This is a genomic window from Actinoplanes sp. TBRC 11911, assembly GCF_012933445.1.
GTDB lineage: Bacteria > Actinomycetota > Actinomycetes > Mycobacteriales > Micromonosporaceae > Actinoplanes.
Window position 1 is genome coordinate 23,367 of sequence record NZ_JABBNC010000007.1, and the last position, 23,525, is coordinate 46,891.

Here is a 23,525-nt window from a genome sequence, read left to right on the forward strand (position 1 = left end):
GTTCTTTCTGAAGGTCAGGAGATCGAAGCGACCGCGGCCTGGACCTTGGTCAGGAGCTCGGCCGGCAGCGGCGCGTAGCCGAGGTCGGTCAGCGACGCCTGACCGGCAGCGCTCGAGGTGTAGGTGAAGAACGACTTCAGCAGGGCGGCCTTCGAGCTGCCCTTGTCGCAGACGATCTCGTACGTGGTCAGGACGGCCGGCCACGCGCCCGGGGTGGTGGCGTTGTAGTCGATGTCCAGCTTCAGGTTGTTGCCGGTGCCGGTGACCTTGGCGCCCGCGATGCCCTTGCCGGCGCTGTCCGGGGTGAGCTCGGTGTACTCGCCCGCACCGTTCTTCAGCTTCGCGCCCTGCAGGCCGCTGTTGTCCATGAAGGACTTCTCAACGTAGGCCAGCGAACCGGGCGTGCTCTTGACGGCGTTCGCGACACCGTCGGAGCCCTTGGCGCCGGTACCACCCGGAGCCTTCCAAGCCTTCGCGTTGCCGAAGGTCCAGTCGGACGCGGCGGCCTTGCTCAGGTACTTGGTGAAGTTGTCGGTCGTGCCCGACTCGTCCGAGCGGTGCACGGTGCCGATGGGCTGATCCGGCAGGGACGCGCCGCTGTTCTGCGAGGCGATCGCCGGGTCGTTCCACTTGGTGATCTTGCCGGCGAAGATCTTGGCAAGGGTCGGCGCGTCGAGCTGAAGCCCGTCGACACCCTGGAGGTTGTACACGACGGCGATCGGGCCGACGACCATCGGGATGTTGAGCGCGGTGCTGCCGGCGCCGCACTTGGCGTTCGCCTGCGTCTGCTCATCGTCCTTCAGAGACGAGTCCGAACCGGCGAAGTCGGCCGTGCCGGCGATGATCGCCTGCACACCGGCACCGGACCCGGTGCCCTGGTAGTCGATCTTCGCGTCGGCGCACTGACCCTGGTAGTCCTTGATCCACTGGGACATGGCGTTGGCCTGCGCCGTCGAGCCCTGCGCCGTCAAACTGCCGGACGCACAGGCAATGCTGGCCGCGGCACCGGAAGCGTTGCCCCCCGCCGCTGGCTCAGAGGTGTTGTCTGACCCGCACGCGGCGAGCGCAATCGCCGCCGTCAGCGCAATGCCGGCCAGGAAACCGGACCGCTGGAGCTTCACTGTCTTCCCTTCGGGTGGTGGCGGGCCAACACACCGTGGCCCAAGGCGAAACTTAGAAGCGCCAGGTGGACGGATAGCCGGGCGAAAGTGAACCTAGGGTGAACACGTACGCGCCGATGAGTAGCTTTCTCATTAGTCAGAGCTGTCCGTTGGGTGAACCGGTCGCCAAGAGACGGAAATTTCCGATTTATCCCCCGGGCGGTTATCGCGCCGAGACCGCGCCTTGTCCGTCCCGTGATGCACGACCGTGGCTGCTCCGGGCCGCACGGGCGGTCGTCCGGGCGGCGATCGGGGCGGGTGCCGGCACTAGTTGCGAGCGGTGCGTTCATCGCATCGACTGCCCGCCCCGGAAGCCTGATTTTTCATCATGTGGGCGACCAGCCGTCCATCGATGCGTGGGGCTTAGGTTCTTCGCCATGGGACCCTTCGAGCTCGGCACGGACGGCCCCGGCGCGATCGTCGTCGGCGTCGACGGGTCCCCCACGTCCCTGCGCGCGGCCTCGTACGCCGCGGGGATGGCCCGGCGCCAGCACACCAGGCTGATCGCGGTCTACGCCCGCACCATCCCGTCCTCGCTGCTGATCCTCGCCGACCACAGCGGGATGAGCACGCACGCGGTCATGGCGACCCAGGACGAGCTGGAACGCCAACTGCGCGCCGAGGTGGAGAAGCAGGCGGCCCTATGGGGCCTGGACGCCGAGCTGATCGTCCGTCAGGGCGAGCCGCTGGCGGTGCTGTCGCAGGTGGCCAAGGAGAAGAGGGCGGACGCGGTGATCGTCGGCTCCTCGGCCAGCGTGGGGCACCGGATCGCCGGCTCGCTGGCGGTCAAGCTGGTCCGCTGCGCCCGGTGGCCGGTGACGGTCGTTCCCTGACGTAGTTGATGTCCGCCTGGTAGACCTCGAAGCCCAGCCGGCGATAGAGAGCGACGGCGGCCGTGTTCGACTCGTCGACGTAGAGCATGGCGTCGGCCAGCCCGACGTCGGCCAGGTGCCGCAGGCCGGCCACGCTCAGCGCCGCGCCCATGCCCCGGCGATGCCCGGCGGGGTCCACGCCCAGGACGTAGATCTCGCCCAGCGCCGGGTCGGTGGCGGTCGCCGGGTGGACCTTCGTCCAGTGGAAGGCCAGCAGCGTGTCCGCGATGTCGACGGCGAGCAGGAAACCGGCCGGGTCGAACCACGGCTCGGCCTCGCGCAGCCGCAGATCCTCCTCGGTCCACCGACCCTGCTCGGGGTGGTCGGCGAAGGCCCGCGCGTTGACCGCGAGCCATTCGCTTTCGTCGTGGCCGGGCCGGAACTGCCGCACCGTCACACCGGCCGGCAACGCCGCGTCCGGGAGCGGCGTGTCCAGCGGGCGGCGCATCTGCCATAACACCCGGGCCCGGGTCAGGCCGTTGCGCGACGCGAAAGCCTGCGCGCCCGGGTCGTCGCCGTGCGCCCACAGGTGGAGCGGACCGTCGCCCGCCGCGGCCAGCAACGCCGTGCCGATACCGCGCCGGCGGAACCCCGGATGCACGAACAGCTCGCCGGCGCCGTCGTCGAGGAACGCGTAACCGGCGAGCCGGCCGTCGGCGTACGCGAGGAAATGCCGACCGCCGCCGTTGCGCACGCGCAGCACCACGTCCTCGGAGAGGGGGTACACCGCGTCGGCCTGCGCCGCCGCCGAGGCCAGCGCGAGCACGTCGGCGGCCTCGGACTCGCTCAACCGATCGACCGGCCGCACATCAGTCATGCTCGGCAGACTAGACCGGAACCGGCACCGGCTCGTTGTCGGGCAGCTGCCGGCCCGACGGCGGCAGCACGAACTTGTACCCCACCTGGCGGACCGTGCCGATCATCGACTCGTACTCGGAGCCGAGCTTCGCGCGCAGGCGCCGCACGTGCACGTCGACCGTGCGGGTGCCGCCGAAGTAGTCGTAGCCCCACACCTCGCGCAGCAACTGGTCACGGGTGAAGACCCGGCCGGGGTGCTGGGCCAGGAACTTCAGCAGCTCGAACTCCTTGTACGTGAGGTCGAGCGGGCGGCCCTTGAGCTTCGCCGCGTACGTGTCCGGGTCGATGTTGAGCTCGCCGGCCCGGATCGAGCCGCCGCCCCCGGCCGTCGCGTTGTTCAACCGGCCGACGCCCAGCCGCAACCGGGCCTCCACCTCGGCGGGGCCGGCACCGGCGAGGATGACGTCGTCGACCCCCCAGTCGGCGTTCAGGGCGATCAGGCCCGCCTCGGTGACCACCGCGACCAGCGGCACGCCGATGCCGGTCGCGTGCAGCATGCGGCACGTGGCCCGGGCCTCGGACAGCTCGGTGCGCGCGTCCACCATCACCACGTCGGGGCTGGGCCCGGACACGAGCGTGCGGACGTCGCGGGGAGCGGTACGAATCGAGTGGGGAAGCAGATCCAGCGCGGGCAGTACGGCAGCGGGCTCACCGGCACGGGCCGTCACCAACAGAAGGATTTCCACACTCACCTCCGTCCTTGTGGCGGCCAGGGCCGCGTCACCGGTGGACATGTCCCGGCGTCACCGACGGGTGGGCTGGCCTTACAGTAACCGATCCGGGGAGTCGAACCCGCTGATCAACTCGGTCATCCCGGCGTCAACCCACCGATATGGTGGCGGAACGCCGAAACGTTTAACCGACCTTTAACACGTCGGCGCGCTCGGCACGCGTCCGGCGAAGCGATCGCCGCTCCGGCTTGGTCAGCTGACCGCCGTAGAGCAACCACTGAAGATCGACTCCCAGCTTCTCCGCCACCACCGCCGCGATCTCCGATTTGTCGGACGGGTTGGCACCCTTTTCCCAGTTGACCCAGGCCCCGCGGCCCAGGTCGCACAGCTCTGCCGCTTGGCGGATCGACAGATGGCCCGCGTACGCACGGGCGAGCATCAGGCGGTTCGCGAAGGAGTCCTCGGGAATCGCCCTGCGCGTGGTGCTTGCGCTCTGCGGCTCGGTCGTCATGACAAGAAGTCTGGCTCCCGGCAAGTTCCTTGGCAACTGTTCATTCATGCCATTTATGCCCATGATCCGTTTCGATGAACACATGACTTGCCATTGACAAGTCCTATGCGCAGTGGCAATGTCACTGGTCATGAACGAGCCCACCACGAAGTACTTGCTGCTGGAGGCACGCCTCGGCCAGAAACTGACCGACTACGTCGCCGGCCAGATCGGCGCAGGTGCTGGCTGGAAGGCGATCGCGGCTGACCTCTCCAAGCGCACCGACGTGCCCGTCAGCAGGGAGTCCCTGCGTGTCTGGTTCTCGGGCCGGGTTCAGACGACCGCCGTGATCACTGACGTGCCCGCCGAGTCGGTGGCATGACGAACACGAATGCGCGGTTGCTGCGGCCGGGTGAGGTCGCCGCGCTGTTCCGCGTCGACGTGAAGACGGCGAGCAGGTGGGCGGTAAGCGGGAAGCTCCCGGCGATCAAGACGCCGGGTGGGCACTGGCGGTTCCCCGAAGGGCCGGTCAGGGCGTTTCTCGCCGGCGAGTCCACCGCGGCCGATGGGCCGTGAAATGGCGCAGCCACAACCGATTCCGGCGGTCGTGGCTGCAGACCCGATCCAAACTCCGCAAGAAGAAAGGCCAGGGCTGATGCCCACGGTACAGAGAACGAGGGTTCCGCGTCAGCAGTCCCGGCCGGCGAAGCCGGCGCATCTCGCGGGTGACGCGCACGCGGTCTCGGCCGCGCTGCGCGAGGCCGCGGAGCGCGGCGGCGACGCGCTGCTGGCGATCATGATGATCGAGGCGATCCACGAGACGCCGAAGCTGTCCGCGGCCAAGCGCCAGGAGCTCACGCTCGTGGTGCTGTCCGCGACCTCGCTGGTGCGCGGCTGGGACGCGCCGCTCGCGGTCGACGAGCAGGACCGCCAGGCGGGTCTGCCGATCGTGGACGGCCCGGACGAGATCGCGCCGGCCGAGGCCTCGTCGTCGGTCGACGAAGGCGTCCCGGCCACCGAGCTGCCGGAGGCCAACCCCGAGGACGAGCGCCCGGCGGAGCCCGCCGACGGCGAGCGCACCGACGGGCCGGCCGACGAGCTGGTCGACCAGCTCGACGCCGCGGCGGTCGAGGGGCCGCCGGGGCTTGAGGCGATCGAGCGCGGCGACGTCGCCGTGCTGACCGCCCGGCTGCAGGCCGCGGCCGCCGCCCAGCCGAAGGGCGACTGCGTCGAGGCGATCGTGCTGATCCAGGTCATCCACGACCAGCGGGTGTCGCCGGCGGAGACGCTGCGGCGTACGCGTGCGGTGCTGGATGCCGTGGCGGCTGTGCGGTGGGCCGGATGACGATCATCGCGCAGCGCAAGCCGGTGGAGCCGGACGCCGAGGATCTGTCGCGGGCGATCGCGTCGTGGCAGCTGGTGGAGCGGCACCGTGCCGGCGACCGTGAGGCGTTCGCCGAGATCTACAAGCGGTACCGGATCATCGTCTGGCGGTTCATCTATCTGCGCTGCTCGCACGTGCCGACGGTCGAGGACCTCGTCCAGGACGTCTTCGTGAACGCGCTGCGCAGGCTCGACAAGTACGAGTGGCAGGGCCGCGACCTGGGTGCCTGGCTGGTCACGATCGCTCGGAACCGGCTCTCCGATCACTACAAGTCCGGCCGCTACCGGCTTGAGGTCGCGGGTGGCGACTTGCTCGACGCCGACCGCGTGGACGACAGCCGGGAGGGCCAGCCCGAGTCGGCGCTCGATCAGATGGTGAACGCGTCGATGCTGTCGATTCTCGGGCAGCTCAGCCCGGAGCAGCGGGAGTGCCTCGAGCTGCGGTTCCTGCGGGGCTACTCGGTCAGTGAGACCGCCGCGGTGATGGGTAAGAACGACGGGTCGGTCAAGGCGTTGCAGTACCGCGCGGTGCGGGCGATGGCCCGGCTGGGCGCCGAGTCGGGCCTGCTGACCGAGGACATGCTCGGATGAGCCGCCGGACACGCGGGCTGGACACGATGCTGTGCGGCACGTCCGATTCGGCGATGCTGTGGTACCTGCTGCGGCACGTCGCGGCCGGCTTCTGCTATGTGATTGCAGGGGCGGCGCTGGTTCTGGCGGTGCTGCTTGCCGGGATCACCGACGACGCGACGATGGTCGTTTGCTGGCTGTTCGGCACCGTGGTCGCGGCGGCCGCGCTCGGTACGGTCTGCGTCCCCGACCTCTGGCCGCGCCGGCCCAGCGCCGACGTCCGGGCGCGGGTGGAGCCGGTGGGTGTGTACCGGGATCCGGCGGAGACCCGGCCGGTCGGCTGGGATGACGACGCGCGCGCGTTGAAGCGCCTGTTCGACGCGCCGGCCCGGCGGCCGCCGCACGACTATCCACTGCGGCCGAGCCGTCCGCCTGAGGGTGGCGATCATGGCTGACCGGCCGCGCCGCCGCCTCGCGCCCGGCGCCCGCGTCGACCTGGAGCAGCTCGTCGAGGCGGGTACGGCCCGTACGCGGGCTGCCGCCCGGCGGATGAGTGCCACCCGGTTCCGCATGTGGGTGCTGGCCACCGGCTGGACCCCCACCCAGCGGAGCTCGCGATGACCGGGCCGGCCGCCGACGACGAGCTGGTGGAGTGCGACAAGTGCCACCGCAAGCTGCGCTCGGCCGAGTCTCGCCGCCGCGGCCGCGGCCGGGCATGCGACGAGAAGGTCAACCCTCGTAAGGGTCGGGATCACTCGCCGCAGGGCAGCACTCGACGCGCGGCCGGCACCCCGGACATGCCGAGCCTGCTCGACGAACTCGAGGTGCAGCCGTGACGCCGCGGCCGGTGCGTAGCCGTGTCCTGCGGCACGTGCTGATCCCGGACGTCGACGTCGCCGCGGACTTCTTCGGCAACCGGCGGTGCTCGTCGTGCGGCCTGATGGGCAAGCCGGGCGACGCGCACCACACAGACCCTGCCGCCCCGCAAGCCCCACGGCCTGCGCGGCGGATCCGTCCGGAGATCGTCGAGGCCGCCGCCGAGCGGGAGGCCGCGATCTTGGGAGAGAAAGAAGACGTCGAATGAGCATGATGACGACGGCCCGCGAGTCGGGCACGCCGCAGTACGTGCACGACCTGGTCGACGCGCTGCTGACCCGCCCGCCGGTGAACTTCCGCGGGCACAAGGTGCCGGCGGAGGTGGCGTTCCGGATCCGTAACCGCGGTGCCCGGCCCGCCCCGGGCTCGCCCCTGTCCAACCTGCCGCATCTGCCGGGACTGGTGGTGACGGCGCCGGACTACGTGCACGACCTGCTCGACGCCCTGCTGCTGCGCCGTCCGCTGAACCTGCGCGGTCGTACCGTGCCGCACGACGTCCTCGCCCGGCTGCTCCCGCTACGTGCACACACACCGCCGGCGATCGCCGCGCCCCGGCAGCTGCCCTCGCCACGCACGACGGTGCCGGCCGAACCCAGCTCCGCGCCGCCCGCCCGGCCACGGCGCGGTAGTTCCGGCGGCGTGGTGTCCGACGAACAGGCCGCCGTGCTGCACGGCATGGCCGACGGCCTGTCGAACATCGACATCGCGGCGAACGCCGGCACGCACCTGGACGCCGTCAAGTACGCCAGCCGCACGCTGTTTCGCAAGCTGCAGGCACGCGACCGCGCGCACGCCGTCGCGATCGCCTACCGCCGCGGCATCCTCACGCCGGAGCCGCCGGTCGCCCCGATGGCCACCCGCGAGCTGACCTACCGCGAAGCCCAGGTGCTCGAGCGCATGGCCGACGGCCAGCAAAACGCGGACATCGGCCGCGACCTCTACATCTCCGAGGACACCGTCAAAACGTACGCGCGCCGGCTGTTCCACACCTTCGGCGCCCGCAACCGCGCGCACGCCGTCGCGCTCGCCTTCCGTACCGGCCGGCTCTCCTAGGCCTCCTGAAGGGATTTTTCGTGTCTTACATCGATATTTTGGTGATAGCGGCCGCCGTGCTCCTGGTCGGCCTCCTCGCCGTCCGCGCCGCCGTGCGGGCCGCCCGCCGGTATCCGGCGGTCGACGTCGTGATCGGCGCGATCATCGTGGTCCTGGCCAGCGTGCTCGCCATGGTGCTCTTCATGCTCGCCGGGCTGCCGCTGGCGTACGCCGTCGCCGTCGCCGCGGCGATCACCGCCGCCGCGCTCCACCTCCTGGGCTGTCACGTCGCCACGCGAACCGTCGTCGCCGGCGCCGCGTCCACGCCCGTGCCCGGCCGGCGGCCGCCGCCGGCGCCGCGCTACGGCAACCCCGGAGCTCGCGCCGTGGCGCAGCCGGTGGTGGTGACCGGTGCCGGACGGCACCGCGTCGACGAGAGCGCCACCGCGGTGATGGACGCCTCGGCGATCAAGCACCGCCTCAACGATTCGCGGGGTCGCTACTGATGGCCGCCCGTAACATCCAGCTCGAGCCGGAGCACGTAGAGCTGCTGCGCGCGGCCGCGGCCGGGCAGGTGCATCGGCACCGGCTGCGCCGTACCGACAGCCCCGAGGACGGCCAGGACTATCAGCAGGTCGACGGCCACGGCCCGGGCGGTCTGCGCAAGGCCACGGCCCGGCTGCGGCCGCTGCAATCGCAGCTGCTGGTCTTCCTGCACCGCGGCCAGCCGAGCGACGAGAAATGGCCGTGGCGGACCACCGAGCTCGGCGACACCCTGCTCGACGTCGTCGACCAGGACCTCCCGGCCGCCACCGACCGCGTCGAGCAGGCGGAGCTGTCCACACACCTGGACCGGGCCACCGCCCGGATCGCCGACCTACACGCCGCGCTCGCCCAGGTGCTGCGCACGTTCGTGCAGCCGGCCAGGCCCGGCCAGGAATCGCTGCGCGCGTCCTATGTGGAAAAAGAGGCGGTCCTCGTCTGGAACCGTGTCCTGGACGGCACGCTGACCTCCCGCGGGCTGGTCCCGGCCGAGGCGTGGGCGACGTACGCGGGGCTCGCGGATGGCTCGACCGCCCGGGCCGTCGACGAACTGCGCGCGGCGGCCGCCGGCGCCGCAGAGTCCGCGGCCGCGGCCGCACCCGGAAGCGCCTATCGCGTGCGGCACGACGCCACCGCGGCCGCGTTCACCCGCGCCGCGGCGATCGTCGAGGAAATCCTGCAGCAGACGATCGCCCAGAAGCCGGCCGCCTGAATGAGCGGGGCGGCCGCGTTCCTGGGCACCGGGTTGATGGTCGTCTGGCCGCTCCCGCCCGGCGACATCGACCGCGACGCCCTGATCGCGGCTGCCCTGCCCGACCTCGAGGCGCTCGCCGGATACGCCGGCGGCCGCCTGCAAGGCACCACCACGTGGCGGGTCATCCACGACGCCGCCGAGTTCGACGGCTGGCAGCACTGGCCCGGCGATCTGCTCGTGGCCACCTGCTCGGCCGAAACCGTCCTTCCCGCGATGAGACAGCGAAAGGCACACCACGCGTGAGCAGCACAAACACCAAGACCGAAACGATCTACGAGACCGGTGAGCTGGTCAGCGTCTACCTCACCGACGCGGTCGTTCGTCAGTTCGATCAGGCCGTTCTCACCCTAACCGTGACCGCGGGCAGCGAGATCACCATCGACACCACCTCGGCGAATGTCCGCGTCACCCGCACGCGGCCCGCCGACGGCGTGCCGCAGCCCGGCGAGGTGTGGCAGGACCGCTTCGGCGGGATCTGGTTCGCCCGCGGATACGTCCACAAGGTCGACTTCTACGGCGCCGACGCGAACAGCCAGCACCCCGGCTTCACCAGTAAGGACTGGGACACGGTCAACCGCGACTTCGGGCCGATCAAGCGGATCTGGTCGCCGCCGGCCGCGGCCGCGCAGCCCGGGAACGGCGGCGACGCGCATGCCTAACCCGCTGCGGCGTCTCTACGACGTCCTCGACATGGCCGACCTGACCAACGCGATCCTGAACCGGCTCGTCCGCGCCCAGGACCACCCCGACGATCCCGGCCTGCGGATCTTGAACTACACCGAGCTGTGCGCGGTCACCCCGGGCGCGTGGAACCGCACGACGCTCGCCTGCCGAGGGCTGATCTACCGGCCCGGCACGCTCGAGGTGGTGGCCCGCGGCTTCGACAAGTTCTTCAACTACGGACAGGCTGGCGCGCCGCTGATCGAGCCGTCCGCCTCGGTGGTGGTGTCGGACAAGCTGGACGGCAGCCTCGGCATCATCTACCCGGCCCCGGACGGCGGGTGGGCGGTCGCGACCCGCGGCAGCTTCGCCTCCGAGCAGGCCCTGCACGCTACGCAGCTGCTGCGCACCCGCTACCCCGATTACCGGCCGCAGCCAGACATCACGACCCTGGTCGAGATCATCTACCCGGGCAACCGGATCGTCGTGGACTACGCCGGCATGGACGACCTGGTCCTGATCGGCGGGCAACCCGCGTACGGGCGGCCGATCCCGCCGGCGGCCATGGCCATGATCAGCGGCTGGCCCGGGCTCGTCGCGCACACCATGAACGCGTTCACCTTCGGCGAGGCCCTCGCACTGCCGCCGCGCCCGAACGCCGAGGGTATCGTCGTGCACGACACGGTGTCCGGGGCCATGGTGAAGATCAAGCAGGACGACTACGTCGCCCTCCACAAGATCATCACCGGGTTGACGGCGCGGACCGTGTGGGAGCACATGCTCACCGGCCGCCCGATCGAGGAGTTCCTGGCGAAGCTGCCGGACGAGTTCCACGACTGGGTCCTGGGCACCGCGTCCGCCATCGACGGTCGGGTTTTCGCCGAGCAGGGCCGCCTGTTGTCCGCGTTCTACGAGATCGTCGGCCGGCTCCCCGAGAGCTTCTGGGACAAGATCCAGGACGGAATCACGCGTGAGGACCGCAAGGCCTTCGCCGCGGTGGTGGGCGACCGTCTGGACAAGTGGGCGATGTTCGCGCTGCTCGACGGCCGCGACATCGAACCCGAGCTGCGTAAGCGGGCCCGGCCCGAGCCGTACCTGACCCCGGCCGGCGCACGCGCGGCCGCGGAAGCGGCCGCGTGATGGCCACGCTGATCATTGCCCGCGGCCTGCCCGGCTCCGGGAAGACGTTCTTCGCCCGCACGTGGGTGGCCGAGGATCCCATCGGCCGGGCCCGGGTCAATCGCGACGACCTGCGCGCCATGCTGCACAACAGCATCCACATCGACGGGCCGTCCGCGCCGGCGGGCGGCACCGAACCGGCCGTGGCCGCCAGCCGGGACGCGCTGATCCGGACGCTGCTGGGCCGCGGCATCGACGTGATCTGCGACGACACGAACCTGCCCCAGCGCGTCGCCCGGCACCTGGCCACGATCGCCGCCCAGTGCGGCGCGAGCGTCGAGGTCCACGACCTGCGCGATGTGCCGATCGAGCTGTGCCTGGCCCGCAACGCGAAACGGCAGGGCCTCGCCCGGGTGCCGGACGGTGTGATCAGGTCCATGTACCGCCGGTATCTCGCCGGTGGCTACGTCACGGGAGTGCCCGAGGTTGGGTCGGTGGTCGCTGCGGAACCGTATCTGCGGCGTGCCGTGGATCCGTGGGCGTCGACGGTGTATCTGGTCGACGTCGACGGGACGGTGGCGTTGCTGGGCGGCCGTAGCCCGTACGACACCGCCGGCGTCGACCAGGACCAGCCGAACAAGCCGGTCGTCGACGTCGTGCGCACGCTGTACGACGCCGGGCACCAGCTGGTGTTCTGCTCCGGCCGGCACGAGGCCGCCCGGGCAGCGACCGCGGCGTGGCTCCACCAGCACCTCGGCATCGACGATCCGGTGCTCTACATGCGCGCCGACGGCGACATGCGCAAGGACTCGGTCGTCAAGCTCGAGATCTTCGACCGGGAGATCCGCCACCGCTACGACGTGCTCGGCGTGTTCGACGACCGCCGCCAGGTCGTCGAGATGTGGCGCTCGCTCGGGCTGACCGTCTTCCAGGTCGCTCCCGGCGACTTCTGAACCTCACCCCAATCCAGTCTCCCTAGCGCAATCCGGCGCCGGGGCACCAGAAGGAGAGACCAGCACGTGACCCGATACCTCCGGCACCTGGCCGCGACGGCGGCCGTGATCGCCGCGGTGTTTATCGCGCCGGCGGCCGCCCAGGCTTCCGACATCATCACCGTCGCCTCGGCCTGCACCGACGAGGTGTACGTCAACGGCGACGAGGGCCCGCTGGCCCCGACCCAGGAACCCGACGGCCTCCAGCTCGGGCCCGAGGGCGGCATCTTCCACATCGCCCTGGACGAGCCGATCGCGCTGGCCGCCGTCCCGGTCGCCACGTTCACCACCGACGTCGAGACCGGCCCGGCGCCGCTGATCAAGATGGAAACCGCGCCGTACTCGACGATCAACATCGACGCGAACGGCAAGTTCTGGTCGTCGAGGATCGCGGCATCCGATCCGGGAGGCCAGTCCCAGCCGGTCGACGAGGTGGCCGAGCTCAAGGGCAAGTGGTCCGGCTACACCGACACGACCACCATCACCACCGTCGGTGTCGGCTACGGCCACGACGAGGGCCCCATCGCGACCGTCACCTCCCTGACGTTCGGCGAGCAGCACTGGAACTTCGCCTGCCAGCCCGGCGGCGACGAGTCGAGCTCACCGTCGCCGAGCCCCAGCACCAGCGCCCCGGCCACCAGCTCGACCCCGAGCCCGCACCCGAGCTCCAGCCAGCCGAGCGGCACTGTCGCCGGCGGCGCGACGGGCGACGGCGGCTCCGGACTGCCCATCACCGGACCGGGCGGATTCCTCACCGCCGCGGTCGTCCTGCTGGCCGTCGGTGCGGTGCTGTTCGTCTTCGCCCGCCGGCGCCGCACGCGGTTCACCAGCTGACCTAGCCCCATGACCGCCCCCGGTGCCGTGCGCAAAGCGGCGCCGGGGCATCCCCCGCACCATTTCTCGCCCACTGATCAGGAGGCAATCGGTGAGTTCCGATCCTGAGATCGTGTTCATCGACACGGAAACCACCTCGCTACGCCCGGACCGCCGGATCTGGGAAATCGGGCTGATCGCGGCCACCGGTGTCGAGGTCTGGACCATCCGGCTGGACGACCTGGACATGGGCAACGCCGACCCGGACGCCCTGAAGATCGGCGGCTTCTACGACCGGCACCCGGCCTTCGCCACCGACATGCCCGAGGCTGTCGACGAATACAGCGCGCTGCTCGCGGTCGAGGCAGCCACCCGCGGCAAACAGCTGGCCGGATCGAACCCCGCATTCGACGCCGAAGGCCTCGCCGCCCGGATGCGCGCGCACGGCATCCTACCGTCCTGGCACTACAAGCCCCTCGATGTGCCCGACCTCGCGTACGGGTGGCTGCTCGGCTCCGGCCGGCCGCTGCCGGTAGCGCGCAAGTCCGATCTGATCGCGATGGCCTGCGGCGTCAACCCCGCCCGGCACGCCCGGCACACCGCGATCGGTGACTGCTTCCTGTTCCAGGACCTGTACCGGGTCGTGACCTCGTACTGGCCGACCGACGAGAACTTCATCGCCGAACGCGCGGTCCATCTGCTCTGGCCGGGCGCCACGATCACCGCCTGCTGCAACCGCAACCCGGCCGATCTGCCCCGCGACGAACTGATCACCACCGACATGCAACGGACAGCCTGTCCGTCACAGCCGCGCGACGAGAAAGAGGCCTCCGCTGATGGGCAGCCCTGACCTGAGCACCGAGCAGCCGGCCCCGGTCCCGAACGACCGGGCGACTGTCCAGGGCCTGGTGCGCGAGGACCTGCGGACCCGTGAACGCATCGGCGTCGAGCGCTACGGCACGCCGTTGCAGCCGCACAACGGCCGCGACGCGCTGCGCGACGCATACGAGGAAGCGCTCGACCTTGCCTGCTATTTGCGTCAGGCGATCGCCGAGCGGACCAGCGACTTTGTGAGCAAGCTCAGCGAGGCCGACCGGCGGCTGAACATCGAGGGCCGCCTACACGCTGTCGTGTCCGGCTACGGCGGCGAGCAGATCATCGCGGGCCCGGCGATGGCCGAAATGGTGCACCATCTCGCCAACGCGACCGAACTCTTGGCACGCGACGGCTTCCTGCGGCCGGCGCCGCCTGCAGCCGAGCAGCCGACACCAGACATGGTCTCCGCCTACCTCGACGCGGTCACTGCGTGCGCGGCCAGCCTGCGCTTCGACGACTCCAAATTCGAGGAGTACACAGCGGCGATCGTTGAAGCCGGTCTCGCGGCCGCGCTCGCCTCCCGCGGCGGCGTCGAGCGGGGGCGGTCGCGTGAATGACAACCAGAGCCAATCCCTCGAGGCAGTACGCCGTACCGCCCTCGCCGCGTTCGCCGCCGGCGTGACCTGGCGTCAGGCGCTGGCGGCTCTCGCCGAGGCCAAGCGCACCGCTGGCCAGATCGTGTCGGCCGCCCGGCCCCGACGGGGGCTGAAAGGTTGTCCGAGCGAGGCCGCCTACCGCCGGCACCTGAAGGCCAGGGAGAAGTGCCAGCCCTGCCGCGCCCACGTGCGTCGGATCGAGCTGGAGCGTCGTGCGCGGCATCCGGAGTGGTGGGTGCGAGGCGCTGGCCTGCCGGTCAGTCCGGAATCGAGGACCAGCGGTGGTCAGTGACTTTGAGCGCCACGCGATCCAGCGGGTCGTCGACCAGGCGGCGGCCCTCGGCGTCGACGTCCCGGAATCGATCACCAAGTTGACGCACGGCGAGGAATCGTGGCTGGGCGGCGCGGTCCTGTGGGCCCGGGCGCACCCCGACTACGTGGCCGTCGGCTGCTGCTGGGGCGAGGTCAACAAGGGGACCGAGGGCTGTACCTGCTGGGTGCCGGTCTTCGACGTCGTGCAGAAGGCTCCGATCCCGCCCACCAGCCCGCAGGACATCCAGGCCCAGAAGCGGATGTGTTCCGACTGCGCGTTCCGCAAGGACAGCAAAGAGCGGGCCGAGGAGTTCACCGAGGAGGCGCTGCTCGCGCTGCCTGGCGCGGGCACACCGTTTTACTGCCACGAGGACATGCGCCGGCCGGTGCACTGGGAGCACCCCGACGGGCGGTCCATCGCCGGTGACCCGGACGACTGGCAGCCGCCGATCGTGCGCGGACTGCCGTATCGGATCGACGGTCGTCCGGGTCTGCTGTGCGCGGGGTGGGCGGCCCGGGCGGCGCGGGCGGGTGCTCTCGCCGATGGGTGACAAGAGCAAGATCGAGTGGACCGAGGCCACGTGGAACCCGACGACCGGCTGCGACCGCGTCTCGCCGGGCTGTGACAACTGCTACGCGCTCAACCTCGCGCCGCGTTTGAAGGCCATGGGTTCGCCCCGTTACCAGCGCGACGGCGACCCGCGCACGTCCGGTCCGGGATTCGCGCTGACGCTGCACAGCGACGCGATCGGCCTGCCGATGCGGTGGAGCAGGCCGCGCCGGGTCTTCGTCAATTCGATGTCCGACCTGTTCCACGACGAGGTGCCCGACCGGTTTATCGCCGACGTCTTCTCCGTCATGACGATCGCCGATCAGCACACCTACCAGGTCCTGACCAAGCGGCACGGCCGGATGCGCGCGTTGCTCAACTCGGTGCGGTTCTGGCGGGATGTCAGTCGCGCCCGCAACGTGCGCGGCTACCCATCATTGCCCCCGACCGGGCAGATGGAGCCGCCGCCGAACGTGTGGCTCGGGGTGAGTGTCGAGGACCAGCGGTGGGCGGACATCCGCATCCCGGCGCTGCTGGAAACCACGGCTGCCGTGCGCTGGCTGTCGATGGAACCGTTGCTCGGGCCGGTCGACCTCGTCAACGTTGCGCCCGGGCTTCGCTACTCCAATGCCGGGTTTACCGCGCTGTCTGGGGATCCGCGCATCGACTGGGTTGTGGTCGGCGGCGAGTCCGGCCGGGCCGCGCGGCCGATGGAGCCGGACTGGGCCCGCTCGCTGCGCGATCAGTGCACCTCGGCGGGCGTCCCGTTCTTCTTCAAGCAGTGGGGCGAGTGGGCGCCCAACGGCTATCGGGGCATCGGCAACTTTCAGGGCCGTGAGCGGCTGGTCGGTCCCGCGCTCGACGGGTTTGGTCACCGCGAGGTCATTGAGCGCGTCGGCAAGAACCGGGCCGGCCGGGAGTTGGACGGGCTTATGTGGGACGAGTACCCCGCGGCGGCGTCGCGGTGACCGGCGAGCGTCGGCCGGTGCGGTGGAGGCCTGCGGCGGTGGCAGGCCAGTCCGGTGGGCTGCTGTTGTCGTGGGCGGTGCTCTTCGCGTCCGCCGACTGGATCGGCTGGTGGTCGCGCGGGCTGGTGGTCGCCGCGGTGGTGGCCGGGGTGGGGCTGGTGCTGATGGCGTGGGCGCACGGGTATGTCGCGTGCGCTGAGCGGCGTAGGCGCGGCCCCTGAGCCTCGGTGGGTGTTTTGGCCCGGTCGACCTCTCTGTTGAGGTGGCCGGGCCTTTCGCCTATCTAGAGCTTGATTCATGTTGATCTATGGAAATGATCTTGCGGGGGCACCTTGCCGTACTGGCTCGAAAGCGACGACTTCCACATCTGGCCGGTGTGGGAGGCGCTCGCTGACGGCGCGGCCGACGTGGTCGACCGTCTCCAGGCCGCGTACGCCCGGCTCAAGTCCGAGGCGTCGCACGGCCGTCGAGACGGCTACCTCATGGCCGGCGCCGTGCTGCGGCAGTGCCGCGGCAAGCAGCGCACGGTCGACCTGCTGTGCACCGCGGTGCTGGGCGAGCAGCCGCTGCTGCACCGCCCGGGCGACGACTGCGAGTGCCTCGGCGAGACCTGGATCGAGGGCTACGGCTACCGGATCCACGCGTTCCTCAAACGCAACCCGTCTCGCCGGGAGAACGACAGGTCCAAGCAGCAGAAGGCGGACTTGAACGACGCCCGGCTCAAGGGTGTCGTGCAGCGCCGCGACGGCAAGTGCTGCCGATACTGCCGCTCCGGACCGCTCAGCGCCAAGGCCGTCCGCGCGAAGGACCGCCGCAAGGTGTTGACGTTCGACCACGTCGACCCCGACCGCGCGGCCGGGCCCGAGGGCGACAACCTCGTCGTCGCGTGCGCGCGCTGCAACGAGGGCAAAGGCAAGAGGACCCCGTACGAGGCGGACATGGTGCTGCTGCCCGCCCCGGATGCGGACGAGGCCGCGGCGATGGAACGCCGCGAGCAGCTGCTGCTCGACCCCCCACCACCCGGCGCCGATCACCCGGCAACCAATCCCGGATCAACGCCGGATCAACCGATCAACGCTCCGATCACCGATCAGAACAACAAACCGACCACTGATCCGATCGGTGATCCGATCACTGATCCACCATCTGATCCGAACAGTGATCCCGCACCCGAAGTGCGTCCAACACCGGCCACATCACCGGCGCAATCAGCACCGGCGGTGGTGCCGGAACCTTCTGGCCTGGGTCGGGTCGGGCGCCCCGGTCCTGAACCAGCACCTGCGGCAGCCCCAACCCACCAGCAAGAGCCCCGGACCTCGCACTACCCGGACATCTACCACCACCGCTCACGCCTACCCGAACCACCACCTGACCTACCGCCCTACACCTGGCCTCCCGGATCCATACCCGCCACACCCCCACCAGCAAGGGAGGACAGCCCATGACCCTGGACGCGATGCCCTACCTACTCGAGCAGATCCGCATCACCGCCGACCAGATCCGCACGGCGTGGGCCTGGCTCGAGCTGCTCGTCGAACCCGGCCACGCCACCACCGTCGCCCGGGCCGTCGACGACGGCCAGGCCGAGCGACTCGAAGCGCTCGGTCACGCCGACCGTGCCTACCGCGACTGGAACCTGCGCCACGGCATGTCCGCGCTCCCGCCGTCCCCGGCCGCCGTCCGGCTCGGCATCGTCGACGCTCAGGTTGTCGTCCACCAGCACGTGGCCACCGCCGTGCGACTGCTGGCTGGCACCGGCAGCAACGCGAAGACGTGGACCCGAGCGGACGTGGCCCTGCAGAGCGTCCCGACTGCCCTGGACTGGCTCGTCGGCTCCGACATCGGCCTCGGCGCCGACGGCGGAGGCGGCGTGTGGCGCCGCCAGGGCGCCGTCGACCGGATCCGCGATGCGAACCTGGCGGCCGAGGTCGACAAGCTGCTGCAGCGTGCGGACCGGGTGGCCCGGGAGGCAACCGGCGATGACGGCATGCAGCTGCGTCCGCTCGAGCACCGCTGCCCCGCGTGCGGCCGCCGGTCGCTGCAGCTCGACCACGAAAGCGCCCACCGCATCAACTGGCTGGTCAAGTGCGTCTCGCAGCGCTGCGTGTGTACCGGCGACGCAACGCCGGACCGAGAGGCCTGCGGATGCGGCAAGCGGTACCGGCGGCCGGGCCGGCCCCATGTGTGGACGTACGCCGAACTTAGCGACGGCCACCATGGGCTGCTCGACGTCGTCGCGGCCGCGGCCCGGGACCGGCCCGGAGTCGGGCGCGGCGCGAGCGGGCACGGCGGATGGCAAACCCGCGACATGGCCGGCCAGCAGTAGCAAAACATCGACAGGAGCGACACATGAGACTAGAACTCACGGACGCACGAGTGGAGATTGGCGGTCGCGACGTCTCCGGCTACGTACGGTCCATGGGCGTCGTGCTCGACGAGTGGCAGGCCGAGGTGCTCGACCGGGTCTTCGATGCGCCACGTTCGCACGTCTTCGAGTTCCGGGGCCGATCGCCCGGGATCGCTGCCTGGCTCAGGGAATTCGACATTTTCCTGCGGTCGCGGTTCCCGTTCAGTATCGACCGGTGGGCGAAGCGTCGGGAGGCAGGCTGGCCGGCGCAGTCCGTCGAGGTCGACGGCGATCGGGTCGTCTACGCGGTGCCAGTGCAGGTCGAGCACGAGGAGCCAGGTCGTGGAACAGATGGCGGGATGACGAGATGACCAGCGTATTCGCGGGACGGATCGGCGTGGTCATCGAGACCGCGCCCGGCCGCTTCATGACCGTAGTGATGCGCGGCATCAAGGCCGATATCGAGCGCGAGGTCGAAGATGTCACGGACATCTACGTCGACACCTTCCGCCGATTCGCGCCGTCCAACCGCGTCCGGATCGAGCTTGAGGGCCACCTGATCGACCAGAGCGAGGGTGGCGCGGAAGACGCCGCATGGGTGACCCAAGCTGCGGCCGAGATCGAAGCGCCGATCCCTGAATTGGAGGGTTGAGCAGTGATCGGCCCGGACGGCAAGCGCTGGTGGACCACAGACGAGGCGCTCGGCCAGCTGCGGGTGGCGCGGGCCAGGCTCGGTGACTGGGTACGGCGGTCCAAGCTGGCCGGTCATGTCGTAGGCCAGGAGGGCGCCGAGTGCCTGGCCTGCGGTGCGAACGGCTTCCCGCACGTTGACCCGCCGCGTCGTGCCGGCGCCGCCGCGGCGTATCAGGCGGAGCAGCTGCTGGAGGCTGAGGCGTATACCGACAGATCACCCCGTGGCGGCGCGTCACGCCCGCATGCTTGACGGTGATCGTCACGCATCGCATCATCGTGACAGCGCTAGAACTGTCTCCGGAAGCGGGAGGCGGCCATGCGTTGATGACTCCCCATTTGATCGAGGGGTGTGCGGCTGGGGGAACCCCCGCCCCGCTGAGAGGGGCCTCGGGTTCGGGGCTGTCGCCATGTACCGGCCTGAACGGTGGCCCGCGCACCTCTCAACTAATTCGGCGCGCAGTAGAGCAGCTCGGTAGCTCGTTGGATTCATAATCCAAAGGTCGCCGGTTCAAATCCGGCCTGCGCCACTTTTTGCTTCACAAAAACGGGGCTTCGCAGAAAGGGCCTTTTCTAGGGGGCTCCTATGGCGAAGTGGTCGGGCCGGAAGGGCAATCCCTGGAGGGCCCTCTGTGCGAGGGTCTATATGGACCCCCATGAGACGCACTGCATCAGGTGTGGGCAGCCTGTAGACAAGGGCCTGCGTGGGTGTACCCCACAGTCCAGGAGTGTGGACCACATCATCGCTATAGAGCTGGGTGGGGCCAGGCTTAGCAGGGACAACGTGGCCCTTGCCCACTATGGGTGCAACTCACGCCATGGTGCGATGGTGCGATGGGCTAAGCACAATAGGCGTGGCCATACTGTGTCTCGCATGATTGTGGACGTTGATCCTCATTCCCTTTGAGGGGATAGGGGGTCCGGAATGAGAAACGGACATAACAGGCGACCCCACGTCTCCCGGCTCCTCTTTTATCCCCCCGCCCGTTCCGATTGAAAAATGCGCATGGGATAGGGCGCGTGAGTGCCGATCGCGGCGGCCGAGCCGGTCGCTGGGGGCCGTGACATCGCTGTGGGGGTCTGATGGCACTCACACCGGCCGAGCGGCAGCGGCGCTCTCGCGCGCATCGCAAGGGCAATCACGAGTGGTGCGACCCAGAGGCGTGCGCCGATGTGACACCGGTGGTCACGCCGGTCGCGGAGCCGGCCGTGACCGAGGACGTGACCGACCCGCGGCTCTCCCAGCTCGGCGCTCGCGGCCGCCGGCTCTACAGCGACACCCTCGCCGAGCATCCAGACCTCAGTCCCCGCGCGCGGGTTGTCCTCGAGGAAGCGGCCCGCACCGCCGATCGCCTCGAGCGCCTGGACGCTCTGCTGCGCGGCGACGTCGACGAGTTCGCCTCGGTCCGGTTCGCGGACGGCCGCACGGAGCTGGTCGTCGACCGGACGCTCGGCGAGGCCCGCGCGCAGCAGGCGAGCCTGGCCAGGTTGCTCTCTGAGTTGCGCCAGCAGCTGGATCCGGCCGATGCGCAGCCGTCGGTGCCGGCCACACCGCCACCGGCCGCCGCCGCGCCGGCTGGTCCGAAGCGGGGAGGAAAGCTTGTCGACCTCCAGGCTCGAATCGCCGCGGCCCGCGCCGCGACCGCGGGTTGACACCCACGCCCCGTACGAGCACACGTTCGGCCCGGACGCGGTGGAGCTCGCCGCCGACGCCGGCCTGATCCTCGACCCGTGGCAGGCCGACGCGCTGCACCGGATGCTCGCGTTCGACCCGAAGACCCTCAAGTGGTGCCACTTCGAGCACTGCGAGGTCGTCTCCCGCCAGAACGGCAAGGGCGCGATCCTCGAGGCGCGGGTGCTGTTCGGCCTCTTCGTGCTCGGCGAAGAGCTGATCATGTGGTCAGCGCACGAGATGAAGACCGCGCTGCAGGGCTACCGCCGGTTCAAACGGCTGGTCAAACGGCTCGGCACGCAGATCGACCCGAAGAACCCGAACCTGTGGCTGGTCGGCGACCGGGTCGTGCAGTTCCACAACACCAACGGCCAGGAGGCCGTGGAGCTCAAGTCCGACGAGCACCTCGGCTATCCGGAGCAGTGGTGCCACTGGATCGCCCGTTCCGCCGGCAGCGGCCGCGGCTTCTCCGGCGATCTCAACATCGTCGACGAGTCGTACGCGTACACCGACGCGCAGCACTCGGCGCTGCTGCCCACCGCGTCGGCCCGCCCGAACCCGCAGTTCCTCTACACGAGCTCGCCGCCGCTGACGGGAGACACCGGCGAGGTCATGTACCGGCTGCGGCTGCGGGGCGACCCGAGCGCGCCGCGCACCGCCGAGGACCCGGACTGGGCGCAGGATCCGTCGCTGGCCTACCGCGACTGGGGCCTGGCCGGCGACCTGGAAAGCCTCGACCAGATCGACTTGGGCGACGAGGAGAACTGGAAGGTCTCCAACCCGTCGCTGGGTTGTGACCGGCTGACCCTCGAGGCGATCCGCCGCGAGTGGCGCGGCATGAGCAAGGCCGACTTCGCCCGCGAACGTTTGGGAATCTGGCCCCGCTACGCCGGCGGCGGCTCCGGGCTGATCGACATGGCCGTCTGGGCCAAGCTCGGCGACCCGGAGTCCAAGCGGCACGGCGACGTCGCCCTAGCGGTCGACGTGACCCCGCTACGCGATCACGCCGCGATCTCGATGTACGGCCTGCGCGCGGACGGCATCGGGCACGTCCAGGTCGTCGCGTACGGCGACGGCGTCGACTGGGTCGTCGCGAAGCTGGTCGAACTCAAACGGGTCCTCGACCCGGTCGCGATCGGCCTCGACCCCAAGGGCGGCGCGGCGTCGCTGCAGGGCGAACTCGAGGCGGTCGGGATCAAGCCGCCCGAGGACGCCGAGCACCCGCAGCGCGGCGAGCTGGCGATGCCCTCGGCGAACGAGGTGGCACAGGCCACCGGGCAGATCATCGACGCGGTCCGGCAGAAGACGCTGCGCCACACCGGGCAGAACGAGCTGACGACCGCGATCGCCAACGCGAAACCGCGGCCGCTCGCGGATGCCGTGGCGTGGGGACGCAAGCAGAGCGACGTGGACATCTCGCCGCTGGTGAGCGCGACGCTGGCCCGCTGGGCGTACGTGACCCGGATCAATGTCAAGTCGAAGGTCGAAGAGCTTGTGGGCTCGCTGATGGCATGAGGAGCTGGTGATGGGCCGGATCGAACGGATCCCCGTCGCGGCGGCGGCGACTGAGCGATACATGGCGCGGTACTTCGCGTTCGACCACCTCCCCGAGGGGCCGCTGCGCGACACCAGCAAGGCCTGCCACGACCTAGCCGAACAGATGATGGCCGCGCTCCCGTCTGGCCCGGAACGGACCCACGGGCTGCGCAAGCTCCTCGAGGCGAAGGACTGCTTCGTACGCGCCGCGCTCGACCTTCGGGAGACTCCGTGACGACGCTGACGGCGACGGTGGACCGGATCAACGCCCGGGCGGCGACGGTGGACTGGCGGCGCGTGCTGCTGGTGCTGCTGATGGCGCTGCCGTTCGCGGTCGGCTTCGCCGCTCGGCTGGTGGTCGTGGCGGTCGGCTGGCTGCTGGCTTGGGTGTGGGCCGCGGTCATGGAGGGCTTCTCGGCGGCCGCGAAGCGTGATGGCACGTGAGCTGGCAGGAGATGGTGCTGCAGCGCCACGAGAACGGCACGGTCTCGCTTGTCGGCGAGGCGCCGCAGCGGATGCGGGTTGCCCGCGAGCTGCTCGATGAGGCTGATTCAGCGTTCGTGACGCTCAACGACAGCGGGGACATCATGCTCACGCTGACCAACGCGGTGCTCTGGTATCGCCGCGTGGGCCCGGTCGACGGGGACCCGCGGCAGATCGAGTTCGAGCGGGTCGGCTGATGCAGATGTATGGCCCGGGCTTCGACCCGTCGTGGCGGCCGCCGCTGACCGCCCTCGACCCGCGCCTCACCGACGACGACGTCGCCTGGCTCAACAGGCAGCTCGAGCTCGTGGACAACCCACGCGTGAAGTACGCCCGCGAGATCCCGCCTCCTCCTCCGCCCTCCGGGCGAGTCCCGCACCGCGGCACGCAGGTGATGGCGACGGACATGGCATCCGGCTACGAGCCGCCCTCAATGTCGCTCGGCCTCCCGACAGAACGGATCCGGTGATGCGCCGTGAGAGTGGTCCACGCCCGCATCGATGAGAGGTACCACGGCGCCATCGGCCCGTACTTTCCCGAACGCACAACTGCAGTCCAGGTACGCGTGGTGCTCAACCGGCCCGAGCGGGCGGTGCTGCTGGCGTTGCGCTGGCTCCGTTGGCTGCCGCGAGAGGTCGTCGAGCTGACGGTTGGTCGGCTCACCTGCCGCTGGCTGAATCGGCACAACGCCCGTTGCCGCGG

37 protein-coding genes, 1 tRNA gene and 3 pseudogenes are annotated in these 23,525 nt (G+C 70.2%); 37 read left to right on the forward strand and 4 right to left on the reverse strand.

What is annotated here, in order from left to right; all coding sequences use genetic code 11:
- Positions 1-14: 14 nt before the first annotated feature.
- Positions 15-1,121, reverse strand: coding sequence for a phosphate ABC transporter substrate-binding protein PstS (pstS, locus tag HH310_RS12330; RefSeq protein ID WP_169175647.1), 1,107 nt, complete (start codon positions 1,119-1,121; stop codon positions 15-17).
- A gap of 416 nt (positions 1,122-1,537) precedes the next feature.
- Between pstS and HH310_RS12335 the strand changes: the two genes are divergently transcribed.
- Entirely contained in the window at positions 1,538-1,993 is a 456-nt protein-coding gene (locus tag HH310_RS12335; RefSeq protein ID WP_169175648.1) for a universal stress protein, read from the forward strand.
- On the opposite strand, the gene mshD is transcribed toward HH310_RS12335, so the two are convergent.
- The 3 genes from mshD to HH310_RS12350 all read right to left on the reverse strand — a co-directional run bounded on the left by mshD (position 1,947) and on the right by HH310_RS12350 (position 4,072).
- On the reverse strand, positions 1,947-2,849 hold the full coding sequence (mshD, locus tag HH310_RS12340) for a mycothiol synthase (protein ID WP_169175649.1): 903 nt from the start codon (positions 2,847-2,849) through the stop codon (positions 1,947-1,949). The two genes, HH310_RS12335 and mshD, sit on opposite strands and share 47 nt — an antisense overlap.
- Positions 2,850-2,859: 10 nt before the next feature.
- The gene (locus tag HH310_RS12345; protein ID WP_211192062.1) at positions 2,860-3,624 is read right to left on the reverse strand and encodes a response regulator transcription factor; all 765 of its coding nucleotides are present in this window, start codon (positions 3,622-3,624) and stop codon (positions 2,860-2,862) included.
- 121 nt (positions 3,625-3,745) lie between these two features.
- Positions 3,746-4,072, reverse strand: coding sequence for a helix-turn-helix transcriptional regulator (locus HH310_RS12350; RefSeq protein ID WP_169175651.1), 327 nt, complete (start codon positions 4,070-4,072; stop codon positions 3,746-3,748).
- Positions 4,073-4,202: 130 nt separating this feature from the next.
- Between HH310_RS12350 and HH310_RS12355 the strand changes: the two genes are divergently transcribed.
- From HH310_RS12355 to HH310_RS12525, 36 genes and pseudogenes are all read left to right on the forward strand, one after another.
- A complete protein-coding gene (locus HH310_RS12355; protein WP_169175652.1) occupies positions 4,203-4,433 on the forward strand; it encodes a hypothetical protein in 231 nt (76 codons plus the stop codon).
- Positions 4,430-4,603: pseudogene (locus HH310_RS12360) on the forward strand (helix-turn-helix domain-containing protein); the annotation flags it as partial. The gene HH310_RS12355 and the pseudogene HH310_RS12360, both read left to right, overlap by 4 nt.
- A gap of 103 nt (positions 4,604-4,706) precedes the next feature.
- Positions 4,707-5,396 (forward strand): hypothetical protein, encoded by a 690-nt coding sequence (locus tag HH310_RS12365; RefSeq protein ID WP_169175654.1) that lies wholly within the window; start codon positions 4,707-4,709, stop codon positions 5,394-5,396.
- Positions 5,393-6,025, forward strand: a complete 633-nt coding sequence (locus tag HH310_RS12370; protein WP_169175655.1) for a sigma-70 family RNA polymerase sigma factor — start codon at positions 5,393-5,395, stop codon at positions 6,023-6,025. The genes HH310_RS12365 and HH310_RS12370 overlap by 4 nt, the downstream gene beginning before the upstream one ends.
- Positions 6,022-6,459, forward strand: a complete 438-nt coding sequence (locus HH310_RS12375; RefSeq protein WP_169175656.1) for a hypothetical protein — start codon at positions 6,022-6,024, stop codon at positions 6,457-6,459. Before HH310_RS12370 ends, HH310_RS12375 begins: the two co-directional genes overlap by 4 nt.
- The gene (locus HH310_RS12380) at positions 6,452-6,625 is read left to right on the forward strand and encodes a hypothetical protein (RefSeq protein ID WP_169175657.1); all 174 of its coding nucleotides are present in this window, start codon (positions 6,452-6,454) and stop codon (positions 6,623-6,625) included. Before HH310_RS12375 ends, HH310_RS12380 begins: the two co-directional genes overlap by 8 nt.
- Positions 6,622-6,840 (forward strand): DUF6011 domain-containing protein, encoded by a 219-nt coding sequence (locus HH310_RS12385; RefSeq protein ID WP_169175658.1) that lies wholly within the window; start codon positions 6,622-6,624, stop codon positions 6,838-6,840. Before HH310_RS12380 ends, HH310_RS12385 begins: the two co-directional genes overlap by 4 nt.
- A 35-nt stretch (positions 6,841-6,875) precedes the next feature.
- Entirely contained in the window at positions 6,876-7,088 is a 213-nt protein-coding gene (locus tag HH310_RS12390) for a hypothetical protein (RefSeq protein WP_169175659.1), read from the forward strand.
- Between the two features lie 5 nt (positions 7,089-7,093).
- Positions 7,094-7,675, forward strand: a pseudogene (locus HH310_RS12395) (hypothetical protein); the annotation flags it as partial.
- Positions 7,676-7,744: 69 nt separating this feature from the next.
- Positions 7,745-7,933, forward strand: a pseudogene (locus tag HH310_RS45775) (response regulator transcription factor); the annotation flags it as partial.
- 20 nt (positions 7,934-7,953) lie between these two features.
- The gene (locus HH310_RS12400; RefSeq protein WP_169175661.1) at positions 7,954-8,418 is read left to right on the forward strand and encodes a hypothetical protein; all 465 of its coding nucleotides are present in this window, start codon (positions 7,954-7,956) and stop codon (positions 8,416-8,418) included.
- Entirely contained in the window at positions 8,418-9,167 is a 750-nt protein-coding gene (locus HH310_RS12405) for a hypothetical protein (RefSeq protein WP_169175662.1), read from the forward strand. Before HH310_RS12400 ends, HH310_RS12405 begins: the two co-directional genes overlap by 1 nt.
- On the forward strand, positions 9,168-9,452 hold the full coding sequence (locus HH310_RS12410) for a hypothetical protein (RefSeq protein WP_169175663.1): 285 nt from the start codon (positions 9,168-9,170) through the stop codon (positions 9,450-9,452).
- Positions 9,449-9,868 (forward strand): hypothetical protein, encoded by a 420-nt coding sequence (locus tag HH310_RS12415; protein ID WP_169175664.1) that lies wholly within the window; start codon positions 9,449-9,451, stop codon positions 9,866-9,868. The genes HH310_RS12410 and HH310_RS12415 overlap by 4 nt, the downstream gene beginning before the upstream one ends.
- Positions 9,861-11,009, forward strand: a complete 1,149-nt coding sequence (locus HH310_RS12420) for an RNA ligase (protein ID WP_248293959.1) — start codon at positions 9,861-9,863, stop codon at positions 11,007-11,009. Before HH310_RS12415 ends, HH310_RS12420 begins: the two co-directional genes overlap by 8 nt.
- A complete protein-coding gene (locus tag HH310_RS12425) occupies positions 11,009-11,941 on the forward strand; it encodes an AAA family ATPase (protein ID WP_169175665.1) in 933 nt (310 codons plus the stop codon). The genes HH310_RS12420 and HH310_RS12425 overlap by 1 nt, the downstream gene beginning before the upstream one ends.
- Positions 11,942-12,007: 66 nt before the next feature.
- Entirely contained in the window at positions 12,008-12,814 is an 807-nt protein-coding gene (locus HH310_RS12430; protein ID WP_169175666.1) for a hypothetical protein, read from the forward strand.
- A gap of 91 nt (positions 12,815-12,905) precedes the next feature.
- Complete coding sequence (locus HH310_RS12435; RefSeq protein ID WP_169175667.1) at positions 12,906-13,643, forward strand: hypothetical protein; 738 nt, start codon at positions 12,906-12,908, stop codon at positions 13,641-13,643.
- The gene (locus tag HH310_RS12440) at positions 13,630-14,226 is read left to right on the forward strand and encodes a hypothetical protein (RefSeq protein ID WP_169175668.1); all 597 of its coding nucleotides are present in this window, start codon (positions 13,630-13,632) and stop codon (positions 14,224-14,226) included. Before HH310_RS12435 ends, HH310_RS12440 begins: the two co-directional genes overlap by 14 nt.
- A complete protein-coding gene (locus HH310_RS12445) occupies positions 14,219-14,557 on the forward strand; it encodes a hypothetical protein (protein WP_169175669.1) in 339 nt (112 codons plus the stop codon). The genes HH310_RS12440 and HH310_RS12445 overlap by 8 nt, the downstream gene beginning before the upstream one ends.
- Positions 14,547-15,128, forward strand: coding sequence for a hypothetical protein (locus HH310_RS12450; protein ID WP_169175670.1), 582 nt, complete (start codon positions 14,547-14,549; stop codon positions 15,126-15,128). Before HH310_RS12445 ends, HH310_RS12450 begins: the two co-directional genes overlap by 11 nt.
- Complete coding sequence (locus tag HH310_RS12455; RefSeq protein ID WP_169175671.1) at positions 15,121-16,095, forward strand: DUF5131 family protein; 975 nt, start codon at positions 15,121-15,123, stop codon at positions 16,093-16,095. Before HH310_RS12450 ends, HH310_RS12455 begins: the two co-directional genes overlap by 8 nt.
- Before the next feature lie 38 nt (positions 16,096-16,133).
- Positions 16,134-16,316 carry a hypothetical protein gene (locus HH310_RS12460; protein WP_169175672.1) on the forward strand — a complete coding sequence of 61 codons (183 nt, stop codon included), beginning with the start codon at positions 16,134-16,136 and terminating at the stop codon, positions 16,314-16,316.
- Between the two features lie 111 nt (positions 16,317-16,427).
- Positions 16,428-17,540 (forward strand): HNH endonuclease, encoded by a 1,113-nt coding sequence (locus HH310_RS12465; protein WP_169175673.1) that lies wholly within the window; start codon positions 16,428-16,430, stop codon positions 17,538-17,540.
- On the forward strand, positions 17,537-18,421 hold the full coding sequence (locus HH310_RS12470) for a hypothetical protein (protein ID WP_169175674.1): 885 nt from the start codon (positions 17,537-17,539) through the stop codon (positions 18,419-18,421). Before HH310_RS12465 ends, HH310_RS12470 begins: the two co-directional genes overlap by 4 nt.
- A 23-nt stretch (positions 18,422-18,444) precedes the next feature.
- Entirely contained in the window at positions 18,445-18,813 is a 369-nt protein-coding gene (locus HH310_RS12475; protein WP_169175675.1) for a hypothetical protein, read from the forward strand.
- Entirely contained in the window at positions 18,810-19,094 is a 285-nt protein-coding gene (locus tag HH310_RS12480; protein ID WP_169175676.1) for a hypothetical protein, read from the forward strand. The genes HH310_RS12475 and HH310_RS12480 overlap by 4 nt, the downstream gene beginning before the upstream one ends.
- A gap of 3 nt (positions 19,095-19,097) precedes the next feature.
- Positions 19,098-19,385: a hypothetical protein gene (locus tag HH310_RS12485; protein ID WP_169175677.1), complete on the forward strand. Its 288-nt coding sequence runs from the start codon at positions 19,098-19,100 to the stop codon at positions 19,383-19,385.
- Positions 19,386-19,588: 203 nt separating this feature from the next.
- Positions 19,589-19,662: transfer RNA gene (locus HH310_RS12490), tRNA-Met, on the forward strand.
- A gap of 116 nt (positions 19,663-19,778) precedes the next feature.
- Positions 19,779-20,039, forward strand: a complete 261-nt coding sequence (locus tag HH310_RS45780) for an HNH endonuclease (RefSeq protein WP_396027513.1) — start codon at positions 19,779-19,781, stop codon at positions 20,037-20,039.
- Positions 20,040-20,215: 176 nt separating this feature from the next.
- Complete coding sequence (locus HH310_RS12500) at positions 20,216-20,785, forward strand: hypothetical protein (RefSeq protein WP_169175679.1); 570 nt, start codon at positions 20,216-20,218, stop codon at positions 20,783-20,785.
- Positions 20,733-22,319: a hypothetical protein gene (locus HH310_RS12505; RefSeq protein WP_169175680.1), complete on the forward strand. Its 1,587-nt coding sequence runs from the start codon at positions 20,733-20,735 to the stop codon at positions 22,317-22,319. Before HH310_RS12500 ends, HH310_RS12505 begins: the two co-directional genes overlap by 53 nt.
- A 10-nt stretch (positions 22,320-22,329) precedes the next feature.
- The gene (locus HH310_RS12510) at positions 22,330-22,575 is read left to right on the forward strand and encodes a hypothetical protein (RefSeq protein WP_169175681.1); all 246 of its coding nucleotides are present in this window, start codon (positions 22,330-22,332) and stop codon (positions 22,573-22,575) included.
- Positions 22,572-22,784: a hypothetical protein gene (locus HH310_RS12515; protein ID WP_169175682.1), complete on the forward strand. Its 213-nt coding sequence runs from the start codon at positions 22,572-22,574 to the stop codon at positions 22,782-22,784. Before HH310_RS12510 ends, HH310_RS12515 begins: the two co-directional genes overlap by 4 nt.
- A complete protein-coding gene (locus tag HH310_RS12520; RefSeq protein ID WP_169175683.1) occupies positions 22,781-23,020 on the forward strand; it encodes a hypothetical protein in 240 nt (79 codons plus the stop codon). The genes HH310_RS12515 and HH310_RS12520 overlap by 4 nt, the downstream gene beginning before the upstream one ends.
- The gene (locus HH310_RS12525; protein WP_169175684.1) at positions 23,020-23,292 is read left to right on the forward strand and encodes a hypothetical protein; all 273 of its coding nucleotides are present in this window, start codon (positions 23,020-23,022) and stop codon (positions 23,290-23,292) included. Before HH310_RS12520 ends, HH310_RS12525 begins: the two co-directional genes overlap by 1 nt.
- The last annotated feature ends 233 nt before the right edge of the window (positions 23,293-23,525 follow it).